This window comes from Thalassospiraceae bacterium LMO-SO8, assembly GCA_031655335.1.
GTDB lineage: Bacteria > Pseudomonadota > Alphaproteobacteria > Rhodospirillales > Casp-alpha2 > UBA1479.
Genome location: CP134226.1, coordinates 1,782,353 through 1,798,039 on the forward strand (window position 1 = coordinate 1,782,353; position 15,687 = coordinate 1,798,039).

Here is a 15,687-nt window from a genome sequence, read left to right on the forward strand (position 1 = left end):
GAGATCATGGCACGAGGTGATGGGCCGCTCGGCGGCATGAAGGTTCTGGACCTGACCCATGTGATGGCCGGGCCGACCTGTGCCCTGATGCTGGCCGACATGGGCGCGGACGTCATCAAGGTGGAAAAGGTGCCGGGCGGCGACGACACCCGCCGCGCGGCCCCACCCAAGATTGGCGACGAGGCGGCGGCCTTCCTGGTCATGAACCGGGGCAAGCGGTCGGTCGCCGTGGACCTGAAAACCCCGGGCGGTCAGGCCGCCGTGCGCCGCATGGCGCTTGAGGCCGACGTGCTGCTGGAAAACTACCGTCAGGGCACGCTGGCCAAGCTGGGCCTGGACTATGAGGAACTGAAAAAAGAAAACCCCAAGCTGGTGTGGTGTTCGATCTCCGGCTTCGGGCAGACGGGGCCTTACGCGGAACGCGGCGGCTTCGATTTGATCGCCCAGGGCATGTCGGGCCTCATGCACATCACCGGCGAAGGCCCGGGCCGTCCGCCCTGCAAGGTCGGCTCGCCGATCACCGACATCACCGCCGGCCTGCTGGCGGCCATGGGCGTGTCCGCCGCCTATGCCCATGCGGTCAAGACCGGGCAGGGCCAGGTCGTCGATACCTCCCTGTTCGAGGCCGGGATCATCCATACCTACTGGCAATCGGCGATCGCCTTCGCGACGGGGGTTTCCCCCGCCGCCATGGGCTCGGCCCATCCCTTGAACGCGCCCTATCAGGCGTTCGAAACGGCGGACGGCTGGATCACCTGCGGGGCGGCAAATCAACGCACCTGGGAACGGCTGCTCGAAGCCCTCGACAATCCGGCCATCGCCGACGATCCCCGGTTCACGGACAACACCGGGCGCATGGCCAACCGCCAGGCATTGGAAGACGTGCTGACGCCGATCTTCAAGTCCCGGCCCGCCGCCGACTGGCTCGCCAAGTTCGACGCGGTCGGCCTGCCCGCCGGCCCGGTCCTCGACATCACGCAGATGCACGCCGATCCGCATGCCCTGGCCCGCGACATGATCGTCGAGGTGCCGCACAAGACCCTCGGCACGGCCAAGGCGCTCGGCATGCCGGTGAAGTTCTCGGGCACGCCCGCGAAGACGGATCAGGGCGCGCCGGTCTACGGCCAGCACACGCGCGAAGTCCTCGCCGAATACGGCTACGGCGCCGACGAGATCCAGGCCCTGATCGACGATGGCGCGGTGATCGCCGCCGACTAGGGCCTATCAAGATGATAGGCTCTAGGGGCGGGCTTGCAGGGTCAGGCTGATCTGTCGATCCGCGCCGCCGCGCCGCACGGTCAGGGCGACGGCGTCTCCCGCGTGATGACGGAACAGGGCCGCGCGAAACTGCCCCGGTGACGTCACCGGCCTGCCGTCAATTTTTGTGATGACATCGCCCGCATCGATCCCGGCGGCGAAGGCGGGTCCGCCCCGCGCGACCTCGACCACGGCGACACCCCCGGTCCGTTCCTGTTGTTGGGCGGACAACGCCCCCGTTTCCATCCCCGCGGTCGCTTCCATCACCGTGCCGTGGGCGGCCAGGTCGCCGACGACCCGCGCCATCAGCGGCTGCGACGCCGCGAAGTTGACACCGATGTTGGCGTCGGAGCCTTGCGCGAAGATCGCCGAGACCAGGCCGACCAGACGTCCCTTGCCGTCGACCAGGGCCCCGCCCGATCCACCCGGGTTGACCGCTGCGTCGGTCTGGATGAAATCCTCGATCACGTTGAACCCGGCGTTGGCGCGGCCCGTCCCTGAGACCACGCCGCAGGATACGGAAATTCCCCGCCCGAACGGATTGCCGATGGCGCAGACCGGCTCGGCCAGGGTTGGCTCGGGCCCGGGTTCCGCCACGGGAAGGTCGATGGGAGCCTTCAGAAGGGCGATGTCCGTCGCCTTGTGACGGCCGACGATCTCGGCGGAAACGGTGCGCCCATCGGCAAGGCGAATACGGACGCTGACGGCATCGCCCAGCACATGATCGTTGGTCGCGACGTAGCCGCCGGGCAGCACCGCGACGCCGGAAGCTTCCGGCGTGATGCGTCCGTCGGCGCTTTTCGGCGCGAATCCGGCCCGCACGCCTTGCCAGTTCGGCAGCACGACGACCACGGACTGTGCCGCCGTGGCCACGGCGGCGGGATCGATGCCGCCGGCCGTTCCCGTGCGGGGTGCCAAAACAAGGACCGCCGCCAGGGCGGGGGCGATGAGAATCCGTGCGCTCATGCCGTCGTCTTTACCATGATGCGAAGCGGCCTGCCGACCTCTATATTGGCCAACCTTCATATTGAGAGGTCACGGCTTGAGAGGAATTCCGGCACAATGAAGTTCGCACGCACCATCCGGCTCGACGCTTCGGACCAGAACGTGTTCGACATTCCGGCGGAACCGGGCGAATGGGCCGTCGCCGGCACCTTTGAATTTCTTCAGGGTGAATTCGCCGACGGCGATCCGTCGGCGTGGACCAACAAACAGCAGTTGGCGTTCAAGAGCGGCTGGATGGGCCTCGGCAGTTTCGGGCGGTCGACCTTCGTGCAGGTCGCGGTGCTGCCCGACGGCCAGGTCGAGGATGCGGTGCGGGCCCTGGCCGGGCATCTGTACGAACGCTACGGCGCCCCCGACATGATGGCGGCCCTCGACGCGGCCAGGGGCGAATGCCGCGACATGGCTGACCTCTGCGATCATCCGGCGGGCACGTTGCTGGCCATCGAACGGGACCTGACGGACGACGGCATCGCCGAGCGCGTGCGCGTGATCCCCGCCACGGGCGACGGTCAGCACGCCCGCATCTGGGGCGTGGCGGGCGACGATCCGGCCTGAACGGTTCGCGGAGAATCCGCCGCATTTCACTCAAGCGTCTCTCACACCCTTGTGATGCCCTGCGACGTCAACGTTACGCCCGCTGCCGGCCCGCGCGGGTACACTCCTCCTCGACCGGACACGAGAGCCGGATCATAGGTTTCACCAAAGGAGAGTACCCAATGTCGATCCAGAAAAAGACCGTCGGCGCCACCTTGGCAACCGCCGCCGCCGCCCTGTTCATCGCCGGTGCCGCCATGACCGGCGCCCCGATGGCCGCGAAGGCCGCCGACGGCGTCAAGTGCATGGGCGCCAATTCGTGCAAGGGCCACGGTTCCTGCAAGACCGCGTCCAATGACTGCAAGGGCCACAACGCCTGCAAGGGCAAGGGCTGGATTTCCACCAGCACGGAAAAGGAATGCATGGAAAAGGGCGGCACGGTCGCCAAGTAACGGCGCCCGCACCTTACCCAACACGACGGATGGCGGGGGGCCGGAGGCATCTGGTCCCTCGTTTCCGTTTTGCGCGAGGCTTCTTTCCATGACTCTCTGCCAGGATACTTTTGCCGGTTTCGGGCTCGGCCTGCGGCCGCAACATTTTCCCGATATTCTCGGTCCCGACGGGGGCGAGGGGCTGGCCCGCGTCGACTGGTTCGAAATCATTTCGGAAAACTTCATGGCCGTGGGCGGCATGCCGCTGCGCAACCTTTTGGCCGTGCGTGAACGCCGTCCCATGGCCATGCATGGGGTGTCGCTGTCGATCGGGGCGCCCGATCCTCTCGACGACGGCTATCTCAAGGACCTCAAGACGCTGGCCGATCTGATCGCGCCGGCGGTGGTATCCGACCATCTGTGTTGGACCGGGGCGCATGGCGTGAACCTGCACGACCTGTTGCCCCTGCCCCTGACCGAGGAAACCCTGGACCATGTCGCGGCGCGGGTCGCCCGGGTGCAGGATGTCTTGGGCCGTCGCATCGCGTTGGAAAACGCCTCGACCTACGTGACGTTCACAGCCGATACCATGAATGAATGGGAATTCCTGGCCGAGCTGACGCGGCGCGCCGATTGCGACCTGCTGCTCGACGTCAACAACGTCTACGTATCGGCCTTCAACCACGGCTTCGATCCGGCCGACTATCTGGCCGGCATTCCCAAGGACCGCGTGCGCCAGATTCATCTGGCCGGGCACGAACACAACGGCGACCATATCGTCGACACCCACGACGCGCCGGTGGCGGATCCCGTGTGGGATCTCTACCGCGCCGCCGTCGCCCGCTTCGGCGCCGTGCCGACGATGATCGAGCGCGACGCCGACATCCCGCCGTTCGCCGATCTGGTCGCGGAACTTGGCACCGCGCGGCGGCTTGCCGGTGACGCCCTTGACGAGGCCGCGGCATGACCGCGTCCTTGCTCGAGGTGCAAACCCTGTTCCAGGACCGTCTGCTGACCGGGCGGGCGGACATCGAAGCGCACCTGACGTCCGGCGGCCCGTTCCTCAAGGTCTACGACCACGCCTATGTCGCCCGCCTGTTGGAAGTGATGGGCGAGGATTTTCCCGCCGTGCACACGTTGCTGGGCGACGATGAATTCGGGGATGCGGCCGCCGCCTATGTGCGGGGCCATCCGTCACAGGCGCGCTCCGTGCGCTGGCTGGGTGCCGGCTTTGCGGCCTGGCTCGGCGAAACCGCGCCCTGGTCGGGCCTGCCGGTGCTGACCGACATGGCGGCCTTCGAATGGGGTCTGGGGCTTGCCTTCGACGCGCCCGACGCGGAGGTCATCGGGGTCACGGCGCTGGCCGCCGTGCCGCCGGAAGCCTGGCCGGTCCTGACGTTCGATTTCCATCCCGCCCTGAACACGGCGGCGCTTGCCCACGACGTCGCCCCGTTCCAGCAGGCCGTGGCCAACGACCGGGATCCCGAGGCGGCGCCCGGGGTGGCGCCGGGGGGGCCGCAGACCTGGGCTTTCTGGCGCGACGGGGAAACCTGCCAGGTGCGCTACCGCGCGCTTTCCGGCGCGGAGGCATCGGGACTTGCCCTGTTGCGTGCCGAGGGAGATTTCCAGACGTTGTGCGAAACCCTTGCCGGGTTCGGCGATGAGGACGATGCCGCCTTGCGGGCGGCTGGGTTCCTGCGCGGCTGGGTCGAGGCGGGCTGGATTACCGGCCTGTCCGCGCCGGGCCTGAGCTGGGCCTGAGCGGACGCCCGGCCCGGCGGCTGGTGACCCCGACAGGATTTGAACCTGTGACCTACAGATTAGGAATCTGTCGCTCTATCCGACTGAGCTACGGGGCCTTGCCGCCGTCGGCCTGACGCTGGACGTCGCGCGCCCGTCTATACCACAGGTTTCCGTGCCGGTTCCAAGCTTTGGTGGCAGGGACGACGGATGCGCGGCGGCCTATTTGAACAGGCCCTTGATGCGGTCCATGGACATGGAATAGTTCAACATGACCGATTCCACGCCCGGGTTGCCGTCGCCCAGGCCCGCGTTCGACGAATGGTCGATGGAAATGCCGATGCGCGAACGGTCGTCGAAGCGGTAGGCGAGTTCCAGGCGCGAGCGGAATTCGAGCGCGTGGCCCAAATCCAGGTTGGACGTCTTGCCCCGCCAAAAGGTCGGCGAGAACTGCGGCGTCAGCACGAAGCGCCGACCCAGGTAGATGTCGACCAGCAGGCCGGCCCCGATGAACGACGAATTGTTGGTGACATAGGCGCCGGTCAGGAACGGCTTGAAGATCCAAAGTTTCTTGCCGAACCGGTAGTCGAGGCGGATTTCCGCGTCCTCTTCCCGGTTGCGGAAGATGTCGAATTTGCCGACGGCGAGGGTCAGGAAATCAGGATCATCCTCGGCCCGCGCGGTACCCGACGGCATGACGGTCACCGCGGCAAGCAATGCCGGAATGAGCAGCTTTTTGAACATGTTAGATCGTCCCCGATACGGTCCGATTGCCGGACCCACCCCTTTGTCGGGCATCTTAATCGATCGGGCCGATCTTTCAAGCCGGGATGACGCGCGGGGTCAGCCGTCGCCGAGCCGCCGGAAGCCGTCCATGGCCCTGACCAGGGAGGAGCGGATGCCCGGCTCCATGGCCGAATGCCCGGCGTCGGGCACGATCACGTAATCGGCGTCGGGCCAGGCCTGCGCCAGTTCGTCTGCCGTGGCGATCGGGCAGACCATGTCGTAGCGGCCCTGCACGATGACGCAGGGCAGGTGGGTGATGCGTCCGATGTTGGCGAGCAGATGATTTTCCGCCATGAACACGTCGTTGACGAAGTAGTGGGCCTCGAGGCGTGCCAGGGACAGGGCCCCCCGCCCGGAGCCGCCGCCGCCGTCGCCGTGGTGCAGGGTGGAACAGGCGGATTCGAACTGGCTCCAGACCTCGGCCGCCGGACGGTGGGTGTTCGGGTCCGGGTCATTCAGACGCCTGTGGTAGCCAGCCAGGATGTCGCCGCGTTCGTTTTCGGGAAGGTACCCGGAGAACCGCCGCCAGGCTTCGGGAAACACCTGTTTCATGCCGTAGAGGAACCAGTCGACCTCCGGCTGGCGGCCGAGGAAGATGCCGCGCAGCGCGAAGCCCCGGCAGCGGTCCGGATGGGCGATGCCGTAGGCCAGCGCCAGGGTCGACCCCCAGGAGCCGCCGAACACGAACCATTTGTCGATGCCGAGTTGGCGGCGCAGGGCCTCCATGTCGTCGATCAGGTCCTGGGTCGTGTTATCCCGCGTTTCGCCGAACGGGGTGGAGCGCCCGGCCCCGCGCTGGTCGAACACGACGATGCGGTAGTGGTCGGGGTCGAAGAACCGGCGGTGCGACGGGTTGGATCCGGCCCCCGGCCCGCCGTGCAGGAAGATCACCGGCACGCCGGTCGGATTGCCTGACTGTTCCCAATAAATGCGATGGCCGCCGGACACATCCAGATATCCCTGGGCATGAGGTTCGATCCGGGGATAGAGGTCCGGCGACGGGCGGTTCAGGGCGGAGTTGGATTTATCCAATGTCGTTGGCCGGTTCGGGTTCTTCCAATTGCCCCTCGGGGCGGTTGGCGGGCGCGGGCCCTCTTTAATTAAGTTGGCCCGTGATCGCGTATTTCAACAGGCGCACCACCTGATCGGGCGTTTCCGCCGTCGCCATGGCTGCCCCGTTCACTTCCTTCAACGCATGGGTCAGGGACGGGTCGTGCAGCGTGATCATCGGCGTTCCAAGCGCGGCGGCGTATCCGGCGTCGAAGGCGGCGTTCCATTGTTTGTACTTGTCGCCGAAGCGTACGACAACCACGTCGGCGCGTTCCATCAGGGTGCGGGTGCGGATGGCGTTGACCTTGGCCCCCTTGTGGTCCTTCCAAAATCCGTCGGGCTCGTCGCCCAGGATGGCGACGCCGCAATCGTCGCTCGATGCGTGGTCGGTCACCGGGCCGACGAAGTCGATGGGCAGGCCCGCCTCGGCGGCACCGGCGGCGATCCGGTCGCGCCAGTCGGTGTGGATTTCGCCGGACAGGTAGACGGTCCAGGGTGTGTCGTCGCTGTTCGTTTGGCTGGTCACTGGGACGTTTCCTTACGTTTCCTGGCAAATCGGGCGATCAGCGGCGGCCCGTGTGAAAGCCCCGCTGGAGATCAAGGTAATCGGAATGGTCGGGTCCGATAAACCCCCGGCGGATCAAAAAGTCGATCACGACGACCCCGCAGTTGAATTTGAAGTCATCCGTCTCGCGCACAGTGTCCATGACCTGGTCCATGGACCACAAGTAGAATTCCTCGATTTCGCCGTCCGTGTTGCGCGGCGTGAAATCCGCCGGCAGTTCCAGGTCATAGTTGAACAGGACGTCGCGGCGCAGGCCCTCGGCCCGTTCCGTGCAGTAGGAAACGGCGCCCACGGGCCGGGCGCGCCGGGCGATGGCTTCGGGAATGGCGGCTTCCTCGCCGCATTCCTTGATCAGGTTGTCCATCACGCCGATCCCGGCGGGCAGGCCGCCGGCGACGATCTGGTCCAGCTTGCCGGGTCCGGTCGGCTTGGTCAGGGACCGCTTGCCGATCCACATCTTCAACTGATCGCCGTCGCGTACGAATCCGTTCACGTGCACGCCGTAGCCTTCGACCCCGAACAGCGGCACCGCCGCGCGCTCCATCTGGAACAGGGGGGCGGCGCCCCAGCGCGCGCAGACGGCATAGGGCTCGTCGCGCCAGCCGGGGATCAGGCCGCGGGACCGGAGTTCGCCCAGGACCCCGGCCATGGCCGTCGTGCGCGCCGCCGGGCTGCCGGGATCGGGGTCCATGGCGACCGCGTCCCCGGTCACCCGGAACACGGCGCCGAAATCGGCGAGATGGGGAACGAAATCGCGATGGATCAGGCCGACCTGCTGACCGCCCGCCATGAACGGCCGGTAGGCCGCCGGGTCCCAGGCGTGCAGGGCGCGGACGCGGTCCAGATAGCTCATGCGGGGACCCCGTGCCGGCGGTCACTCATGGGCGTCGTTCGATTTTTCGGCGACCAGCACGGCCTCGACACAGAACTGGCGGCGCAGTTCCTGGGCGATGAGCCGGGCCTGTTCGGTGTCCGTGTTGTCCAGATGGATGTCAACGATCAGGTCCTCCCGGCCGCTCTGTGCGCGGCTGGCGTGGATGCGGGCGGGCACCAGGCCGCGCTTGGCGAACACCTCGACCACGCGGGGCAGGGTGCCCGGATCGGCCAGGGCCTGCACGGAAAAGCATTGCGTCGGCAATGATTTGCGCCGGCGTGGCGGCCGGGTGGAAGGGGTGGGGGAAACGGCGGATGAATGCGGGGCGTGCCCGCGGTCTTGCGTCTGCATCGGAAAATCCTTTGGCGAGGGGAATGCCGGTCACGGCGAATCAGGAAGGCCCGGTCCTCGATTACGAGGCCGGGTCAATAATTCGCCGGAGGTCTCCGGTCGCCGGAAGGATCGATGCCGTCGTCATGGGCCTGATGATAGGCCTGTGGCGCGAAAATTCAAGGTGCCCTGAATTCGGGGCCGCCGGAGTGCTGAGCCTCAGGCGGCGGCGACCTTGCGCCCGTCCTTGGTAATCCGGATATAGGCCTTGGCGCAATGGCTGCGGCAGTAGGGCTTGCCGTCGAGCGATTCCTCGCCGCAGAAATGGAAATCCGGGTCGTTGGGCTCGCCCACGGGCCAGCTGCACATGCCGGGCCGCAGCTTGGCCATGGTCACCAGGTTCTCGTTGACCTGGGGCCGGTCGGGGCGTTCCTTGATGGGCGATCCGCGCTTGGCCAGGCCGAGACGATGGACCTTGCCGATCACCGCGTTCTTGGTGATGCCGAGGCGGCGGCCGATCTCGCTGGTCGGAAGGCCTTCATCCCACAGGGCGATCAGAGCGTTGACCCGCTGGGGCGTCCATTCGTACGTCGTCTGCATGTACCCTTGCCTCCCGCTTTTCGGCCCGATGTCGCATCGCGGCCGAAATCCAAATTTCTTGCCCCTCGAACGGATATTTGCAGGCCGCATCGGCCTGAAATGCCCATTTTTGCCCGAAAATCAGGCTGGAACGCGTTAATAATTACAAGATTTCGCCTGACCGTCAACTAGCTCCACCACATATAGTTATCCACAATACATGTTGTGTTGTTGATAAAATCCTAAACTAGAGAGGATTTCCGGGCCGCAGATGCAAAAAAATCCCTTTGCCGGGCCGGGGTGCCGGTATAATCCGGGGGAGCCGAAGGGGGATTTTGGCGGGACTATCAGGAGTGACGGAAAATGGCTGTCGACAAGAACGGCATGGATGAATGGGCGGCCGAGGCCGCCAAGGAACTGAAGGGCAAATCCCCCGAAGACCTGATCTGGCACACGCCGGAAGGCATCGCGGTGAAGCCGCTGTACACGGCGGCGGACCTGGAGGGGCTGGAGCACATTGATTCCCTGCCCGGCTTCGCCCCCTATCTGCGCGGCCCGCGCGCCACCATGTACGCCAACCGGCCCTGGACCATCCGTCAGTACGCGGGCTTTTCCACGGCCGAGGATTCCAACAAGTTCTACCGCGACAATCTGGCCGCCGGGCAGAAGGGCCTGTCCGTCGCCTTCGATCTGGCGACCCATCGGGGATACGATTCCGACCATCCCCGCGTGGTCGGCGATGTCGGCAAGGCCGGGGTGGCGATTGATTCCGTCGAGGACATGAAGATCCTGTTCGACGGCATCCCCTTGGACGAGATGTCCGTCTCCATGACCATGAACGGCGCCGTGCTGCCCGTGCTGGCGGGCTATATCGTGGCCGCCGAGGAACAGGGCGTTCCGGCCGACAAGCTGTCGGGCACCATCCAGAACGACATCCTGAAAGAGTTCATGGTGCGCAACACCTACATCTATCCGCCGACGCCCTCCATGCGCATCGTCGCCGACATCATCGAGTACACGGCGCTCAACATGCCGCGCTTCAACTCGATCTCGATCTCCGGCTATCACATGCAGGAAGCAGGGGCCACGGCGGTTCAGGAACTGGCCTTCACGCTCGCCGACGGTCTGGAATACGTGCGCGCGGCCAAGGCCAAGGGCCTGGACGTCGACAAGTTCGCGCCGCGCCTGTCGTTCTTCTTCGCCATCGGCATGAACTTCTTCATGGAGGTCGCCAAGCTGCGCGCCGCGCGCCTGTTGTGGTCGGAACTGATGGCCCAGTTCGAACCGAAGGACCCCCGGTCCTCCATGCTGCGCACCCATTGCCAGACGTCGGGCGTGTCGCTCACGGCGCGCGATCCCTACAACAACGTGATCCGCACGACCATCGAATGCATGGCGGCGGTGCTTGGCGGCACGCAGAGCCTGCACACCAACGCGCTGGACGAAGCCATCGCGCTCCCCACCCCGTTTTCCGCCCGCATCGCGCGCAACACGCAGCTCATCGTGGCCGAGGAAACGGGCATCCCGCAGGTCATCGACCCCTTGGCCGGCAGCTACTACGTGGAAAGCCTCACGGCTTCCCTGGCCCAGGCGGCGCGGGAGTTGATCGCGCAGGTCGAGGACCTCGGCGGTATGACCAAGGCCGTGGAAGAAGGCATGCCCAAGCGGGTGATCGAGGAAGCGGCCGCGCGCAAGCAGGCACGGGTCGACCGCGGCGAGGAAGTGGTGGTCGGCGTCAACAAATACGCCCGCGCGGAGGAGGACTACCTCGACATCCTGGACGTCGACAACGCGGCCGTGCGCGAAAGCCAGATCAAGCGCCTCAACACCATCCGCAACACCCGCGACGGGGCCGCCTGTCAGGCGGCGCTGGACGCGCTCACCCAGGCCGCCGAAAGCGGCGCGGGGAATCTTCTGGAACTCGCCGTCGAGGCGACCCGCAAGCGCGCCACCGTGGGCGAGATTTCCGACGCCCTGGAGAAAGTCTATACCCGCCACCGGGCGCAGATCCGCTCCATCTCGGGCGTTTACGGCGCCGCCTACGAAGGCGACGCCGGGTTCGACAAGATCAGGAAGGACGTCGCCGCCTTCGCCGAAGTTGAGGGACGGCGCCCGCGCATGCTGGTCGTCAAGATGGGCCAGGACGGCCATGACCGGGGTGCGAAGGTGATCGCCACGGCCTTCGCCGACATCGGCTTCGACGTCGACGTCGGCCCCCTGTTCCAGACCCCGGACGAGGCCGCCCGCCAGGCCATCGAAAACGACGTGCACGTGATCGGCGTTTCCAGCCAGGCCGCCGGGCACAAGACCCTGGTGCCGGCCCTGATCGACGAGCTGAAGGCCCAGGGCGCCGAGGATATCCTGGTCGTCTGCGGCGGCGTCATCCCGGCCCAGGATTACGATTTCCTGAAGGCCAAGGGGGTCGCCGCGATCTACGGTCCGGGCACCAACATCCCGACCGCCGCGGCCGAGATCATGGAAATCATCCGCGCCCGGCCGCTCGCCGCCGAGTAATGCCGCGGGGCCTTAGCGGACCCCTGAAACGCAAAATGAAAAGCCCGTCCTGACTGTCTTGGTCGGGACGGGCTTTCGTATGTTTGGCGCGGCGGCGGTAGGCCTTGGCCGATTGGATCTTCTGCTGCCGCAGGGTGCGCACGGCCCGGGCCACCGGGTTCCGCCGCACCGGTGCCTTGCGTTTCATGGCGGGGCTCCTTCGTGGTGACCAACGGGTCGGCGTCTTAAGGCCTTCCGCCTGGAGATGCAAGCGCCTGCCAGCTAGTCACGCCGCAACAGCCATCCCGAAAGGCGCCAAACCGGGTAAAGCAGCAACATCGCAAGGGGAACGACGTAAAAGGCGGACCGCAGCCAATTCAAATCGCATGAGTAGGGATGCGTGCCCCCCGCGTTGGGGTTCAGGGGCAGCAGACCCTGTGAGCCTGCAACAAACTCACATAGGCCCCGTGGTTCCGTGCCGTCGGACTGTACAAGAATCAGGACGACCGGAAACGCCGCGAGAACCAACGAGCATGCGATCGCGGAAACCAAAATGTACATGGCGCGGCGGGTTTTCATATCGGGATGTTCTTCATCTACTTCGTCCACGGCTTCTCACGATAAATACGCGCGACATAAGCGCCGAAATCATTGACGTTTTCTCGACCAACATAGTTCCACACGGAGGCTATTTTTGCCGGAGAAGGATTTGGCACTCTATCAAAAATGCGCTTTATCAAGGTCACGCCAGCTTTGACGTTCGATTCTGGAGCGTAGGCTGAATTTTTGTCAATTCCGAGGCCGGACCACTTTTCAGGATCAATATTCATCGGGAATATCGTGCCGGCCAGTTGAAACCCCTCTAGCATTTTCGCGGTTCCGAAATAGTGCCCCCTAGCATTCTCGGCGTAGACGATCGCCTTGACGAGATCGGGATCGACACCTTGCTTCCTCGCTTCGGCGATTAAGAGAGGTTCGAAGTTCAAGACCGCCGTCTTGCCGACGCTGGGTACTGCGTACCACGGATCGCTGTCATCGGCGTTCGGGTTCTCTTTCACCTCGAACCGCGCGGAGGCATTATTCAGAATTGCGTCTGTTCTTTCGATCGGGTCCGTCAAAATCGGGTTTTTCGTCGCGATCGATGGGAGCGTGGCATTCGTTATTCTGTCTGAGACGAGAGATTTCTGCTCCAGAGAACGCTTGGGCTCGGCCGGAGGCGTTGCTGGGACGGCGGTTGGGGGCTCCCCGGTCGGCAGGCTGCTGGTGGTGAAGGGCGGTTGGGGCAGCTTGGTGTCAGGTGCGCGGGCTGAGCGCAGGATAGAGGCATTCACCTTGGCCTGCCGCTCCCGCAGGGCGGCGGCGGGCTGTACCTGGTGCGCAGATGGTGGCCGGTCGGCTGAAACGGACGTCGCGGCCATCTTCCCTGAGGTCACGGCCCGTTGGCTGAGAATCTCCGTCGGTCCCCAGGGTTTGGCGATACCGTCGATTTGCAGACCGCCGCCGGCCAGATCGTTGAGGCGTTTCTGGCCGTTCTCGATCCCGCGCAGGAAACCGTCGTCCGCGTCCCGCGTGGGGGCGGGCAGGAGGCCGTTCGCGGCGAGGAAGCCGGAGGCCTGGAATACGTCGTCGGGCAGGTTGGCCTGACCGTGGCCAACGCCTTGGGTCAGGAATGATTGCCCGAAGCCGCCGAACCCGTCCGTGCCGCCGCGCCCGGGCAGGCCGGGCGCCATGTCGTCGAGGTTCGCGGCGGGCGTCTCGATCGGGGTTGGGGAATTGGGCAGGTCTTTGGGGCCACCGGTGGTTCCACCCATGGGTCGTCTCCTGTGTTACGGGGTTGAAATATGATGGGGGCTGGCCGCACGACGCGACCCGTCTCGAGACAAAACCAATCAGAGATCAGCGATCTTGGCTGAGCGGCCCAGTGTAAAATCCGCCATACGAGGGAGAAGAAGGGCAACCGCAAACGGAAAGACAAGGGCGGCGAGCAGGCGTCAGTTCATGCCGCCCGGGCCGTCCGGGTTCCGCCGCATCGGTGCGTTTCATGGCGGGGCTCCTCTTCCTAACGGATAACGGCGCCTGATCCACCAAACCGCGCCAAAGGCGGGCGATTGTAAGATTAAGCTAAGGACAATGATCAGGTAGCCATGGGTTCCGATCACATACCCCCAATTGATCCTGCAATCCTGCCCGTTGATGACGTTCGTGTATCCGGGCGGGACATCGTTGTAATCACAATACTCCGCGCCGCCATTGTGCCAAATCCCGGCATAGGCGCCGAACCCGGCCCATCCCCATATAGCGATAGTGGAAAGGATCAAATAAACCACGAGAATGCCCGTGGCTGCTTGGATCCACAGTGGCCGAGTTCTGCTCATTTCCGTCCCCGCGGCACTTTGCTCCACGCCCCGCCAATTCTTGAACCGAACAAGCCCACTTTTCCTAGAATGACGTAACCCCATAATGGTGCCTTGCGTCTCATGGGGCCTCTTCTTCTTTCGACGGATAGCGCTTTCCAAGCCACCAGATTGCCCCTAGTGCCGGCGATTGCGTGATCAGGCTGACCGCTATGATTACCAGCCCATGCTTGGCGAAGATGTAACCCCATCTGATCTTGCAGTCCTGGCCGCTAATGAAATTTGTGTAACCGGGAGGGGCGGCGGAATAATCGCAATATTCAGCATCTTTATTGTGATCGATCGCGGCGACGGTCCCCAGTCCAATCCAAACGAATATGAGGACAGTGGAACAAAGGAGGTAGATTGCAAGCAGGCTTGCTGCGACACGGGCCCACCGTGGTCGTGTAATTATTGCTTCTTTTCCCACAGCCGTTCCTTGTAGGCCCTTCCGATTCTGGCGCCCAAGGAGTTGACTTTCTCCCGGCCCGTGAAATTCCAGATGCTGCCGATCTTTGATGGTGTCGGATTTTCTATGCGGTCACGAATTCGCCGAATTAGCGCAACGGCAGCGGCAATGTTTTTCTCCGGATCCTTAAAGTCATTGATGGATTTGCCATCCATGCCTTCCCAGGTCTTCGGATTTATGTTCATGGGCATCAACGTTTTGGCGGCACCCATCGCAGTCAACACAGATTCAAGCCCGTAATGTGAACCATCGGCATTTTCAACATACATTATGGCACGAATTAGATTTGGGTCTACGCCTTGGCGTTGTGCCTCGAGATTGATGATCGGATCATACTTCCTTACTGTCTCAACTCCTTTGCTATGTTGTCGGCGGAAGGGGGCGTCCCCCGTTTGATGCGAGTTATCGGCAATGTCGAATCGTGCCGGTGCGTCGTTCTTCAGCGCCCATATCCGGGCTTCTTCGTATCTGATTGGAAACCGCCTGCCCGGGTTGGCCTTCATGCGCGCGATCTCTTCTTCCGCCTGGGGGCGAATTTTCGCTGGATCGGTTTCGATGCGCTGACCGGCTCCGCCTTCGCTGATGATGGATGGAACGGGAGGTTCTCCTTTATCGGCGAGCAGGCCGGCGGGGCCGCCTGAACGACGGGTATCCTTGCTGGGTGAACTTGCGTCCCGCGCTTTCATTTTCTCAACCATGACAGAGGGGAGGCTATTCGGTCGCGGCGGCTTCATCTTGCCGGATGAGACGGCGCGCTGGCTGAGAACCTCCGTCGGCCCCCAGGGCTTGGCGATGCCGTCGATTTGCAGACCGCCGCCGGCCAGCTCGTTGAGCCGTTTCTGGCCGTTCTCGATCCCGCGCAGGAAGCCATCGTCCGCATCCCTGGTCGGGGCGGGCAGGAGGCCGTTTTCGGTGAGAAAATTGGAGGCGCGGAACACATCATCGGGCTGGTTGGCCTGACCGTGGCCAATGTCTTGGGTCAGGAATGACTGTCCGAAGCCGCCGAACCCGTCTGTGCCGCCGCGCCCGGGCAGACCGGGCTCCATGTCGTCGAGGTTCGCGGCGGGCGTCTCGATCGGGGTTGGGGAATTGGGCAGGTCTTTAGGGCCACCGGTGGTTCCACCCATGGGTTTGTCTCCTGTGTGATGAGGTTGGAAAACGGATGTGCGCGGGAACCGTGA

Annotated in this window: 15 protein-coding genes and 1 tRNA gene; 6 read left to right on the plus strand and 10 right to left on the minus strand. The window is 64.4% G+C overall.

The features are described 5' to 3' along the window. Window positions 1–6: 6 nt before the first annotated feature. A complete protein-coding gene (locus tag RJ527_08575) occupies window positions 7–1,218 on the plus strand; it encodes a CoA transferase (GenBank protein WND77786.1) in 1,212 nt (403 codons plus the stop codon). A gap of 21 nt (window positions 1,219–1,239) precedes the next feature. Here the strand turns inward: RJ527_08575 and RJ527_08580 are convergent, their stop codons facing one another. After that, complete coding sequence (locus RJ527_08580; GenBank protein WND77787.1) at window positions 1,240–2,223, minus strand: trypsin-like peptidase domain-containing protein; 984 nt, start codon at window positions 2,221–2,223, stop codon at window positions 1,240–1,242. Window positions 2,224–2,319: 96 nt separating this feature from the next. Here RJ527_08580 and RJ527_08585 point away from each other — a divergent pair, with 96 nt between their 5' ends. The 4 genes from RJ527_08585 (at window position 2,320) to RJ527_08600 (ending at window position 4,988) form a co-directional block, all read left to right on the plus strand. Further along, complete coding sequence (locus tag RJ527_08585) at window positions 2,320–2,817, plus strand: DUF6505 family protein (GenBank protein ID WND77788.1); 498 nt, start codon at window positions 2,320–2,322, stop codon at window positions 2,815–2,817. 161 nt (window positions 2,818–2,978) lie between these two features. Continuing rightward, window positions 2,979–3,248 (plus strand): hypothetical protein, encoded by a 270-nt coding sequence (locus RJ527_08590; GenBank protein WND77789.1) that lies wholly within the window; start codon window positions 2,979–2,981, stop codon window positions 3,246–3,248. An 88-nt stretch (window positions 3,249–3,336) separates the two neighbouring features. Further along, complete coding sequence (locus RJ527_08595) at window positions 3,337–4,194, plus strand: DUF692 domain-containing protein (protein WND77790.1); 858 nt, start codon at window positions 3,337–3,339, stop codon at window positions 4,192–4,194. Then, window positions 4,191–4,988, plus strand: coding sequence for a DNA-binding domain-containing protein (locus RJ527_08600; protein ID WND77791.1), 798 nt, complete (start codon window positions 4,191–4,193; stop codon window positions 4,986–4,988). The genes RJ527_08595 and RJ527_08600 overlap by 4 nt, the downstream gene beginning before the upstream one ends. Window positions 4,989–5,009: 21 nt before the next feature. On the opposite strand, the gene RJ527_08605 is transcribed toward RJ527_08600, so the two are convergent. From RJ527_08605 to RJ527_08635, 7 genes are all read right to left on the minus strand, one after another. Beyond that, a tRNA-Arg gene (locus tag RJ527_08605) sits at window positions 5,010–5,086 on the minus strand. 103 nt (window positions 5,087–5,189) lie between these two features. Further along, window positions 5,190–5,711 carry an acyloxyacyl hydrolase gene (locus RJ527_08610; protein ID WND77792.1) on the minus strand — a complete coding sequence of 174 codons (522 nt, stop codon included), beginning with the start codon at window positions 5,709–5,711 and terminating at the stop codon, window positions 5,190–5,192. 99 nt (window positions 5,712–5,810) lie between these two features. Next, on the minus strand, window positions 5,811–6,785 hold the full coding sequence (gene pip / locus RJ527_08615; protein WND77793.1) for a prolyl aminopeptidase: 975 nt from the start codon (window positions 6,783–6,785) through the stop codon (window positions 5,811–5,813). A 64-nt stretch (window positions 6,786–6,849) separates the two neighbouring features. Then, complete coding sequence (locus RJ527_08620) at window positions 6,850–7,329, minus strand: YtoQ family protein (protein ID WND77794.1); 480 nt, start codon at window positions 7,327–7,329, stop codon at window positions 6,850–6,852. A 37-nt stretch (window positions 7,330–7,366) separates the two neighbouring features. Beyond that, window positions 7,367–8,221, minus strand: a complete 855-nt coding sequence (locus RJ527_08625) for a DUF4743 domain-containing protein (GenBank protein ID WND77795.1) — start codon at window positions 8,219–8,221, stop codon at window positions 7,367–7,369. A 21-nt stretch (window positions 8,222–8,242) separates the two neighbouring features. Continuing rightward, window positions 8,243–8,506, minus strand: coding sequence for a hypothetical protein (locus RJ527_08630; protein ID WND77796.1), 264 nt, complete (start codon window positions 8,504–8,506; stop codon window positions 8,243–8,245). Window positions 8,507–8,791: 285 nt separating this feature from the next. Beyond that, on the minus strand, window positions 8,792–9,172 hold the full coding sequence (locus RJ527_08635; protein WND77797.1) for a GcrA family cell cycle regulator: 381 nt from the start codon (window positions 9,170–9,172) through the stop codon (window positions 8,792–8,794). Window positions 9,173–9,535: 363 nt separating this feature from the next. Between RJ527_08635 and scpA the strand changes: the two genes are divergently transcribed. Beyond that, window positions 9,536–11,665 (plus strand): methylmalonyl-CoA mutase, encoded by a 2,130-nt coding sequence (scpA, locus tag RJ527_08640; GenBank protein WND78040.1) that lies wholly within the window; start codon window positions 9,536–9,538, stop codon window positions 11,663–11,665. A 575-nt stretch (window positions 11,666–12,240) separates the two neighbouring features. Here scpA and RJ527_08645 read toward each other — a convergent pair. Together RJ527_08645 and RJ527_08650 are read right to left on the minus strand one after the other, a co-directional pair. After that, window positions 12,241–13,455 carry a hypothetical protein gene (locus RJ527_08645; GenBank protein WND77798.1) on the minus strand — a complete coding sequence of 405 codons (1,215 nt, stop codon included), beginning with the start codon at window positions 13,453–13,455 and terminating at the stop codon, window positions 12,241–12,243. 993 nt (window positions 13,456–14,448) lie between these two features. Beyond that, entirely contained in the window at window positions 14,449–15,633 is a 1,185-nt protein-coding gene (locus RJ527_08650) for a hypothetical protein (protein WND77799.1), read from the minus strand. Between the last annotated feature and the right edge of the window lie 54 nt (window positions 15,634–15,687).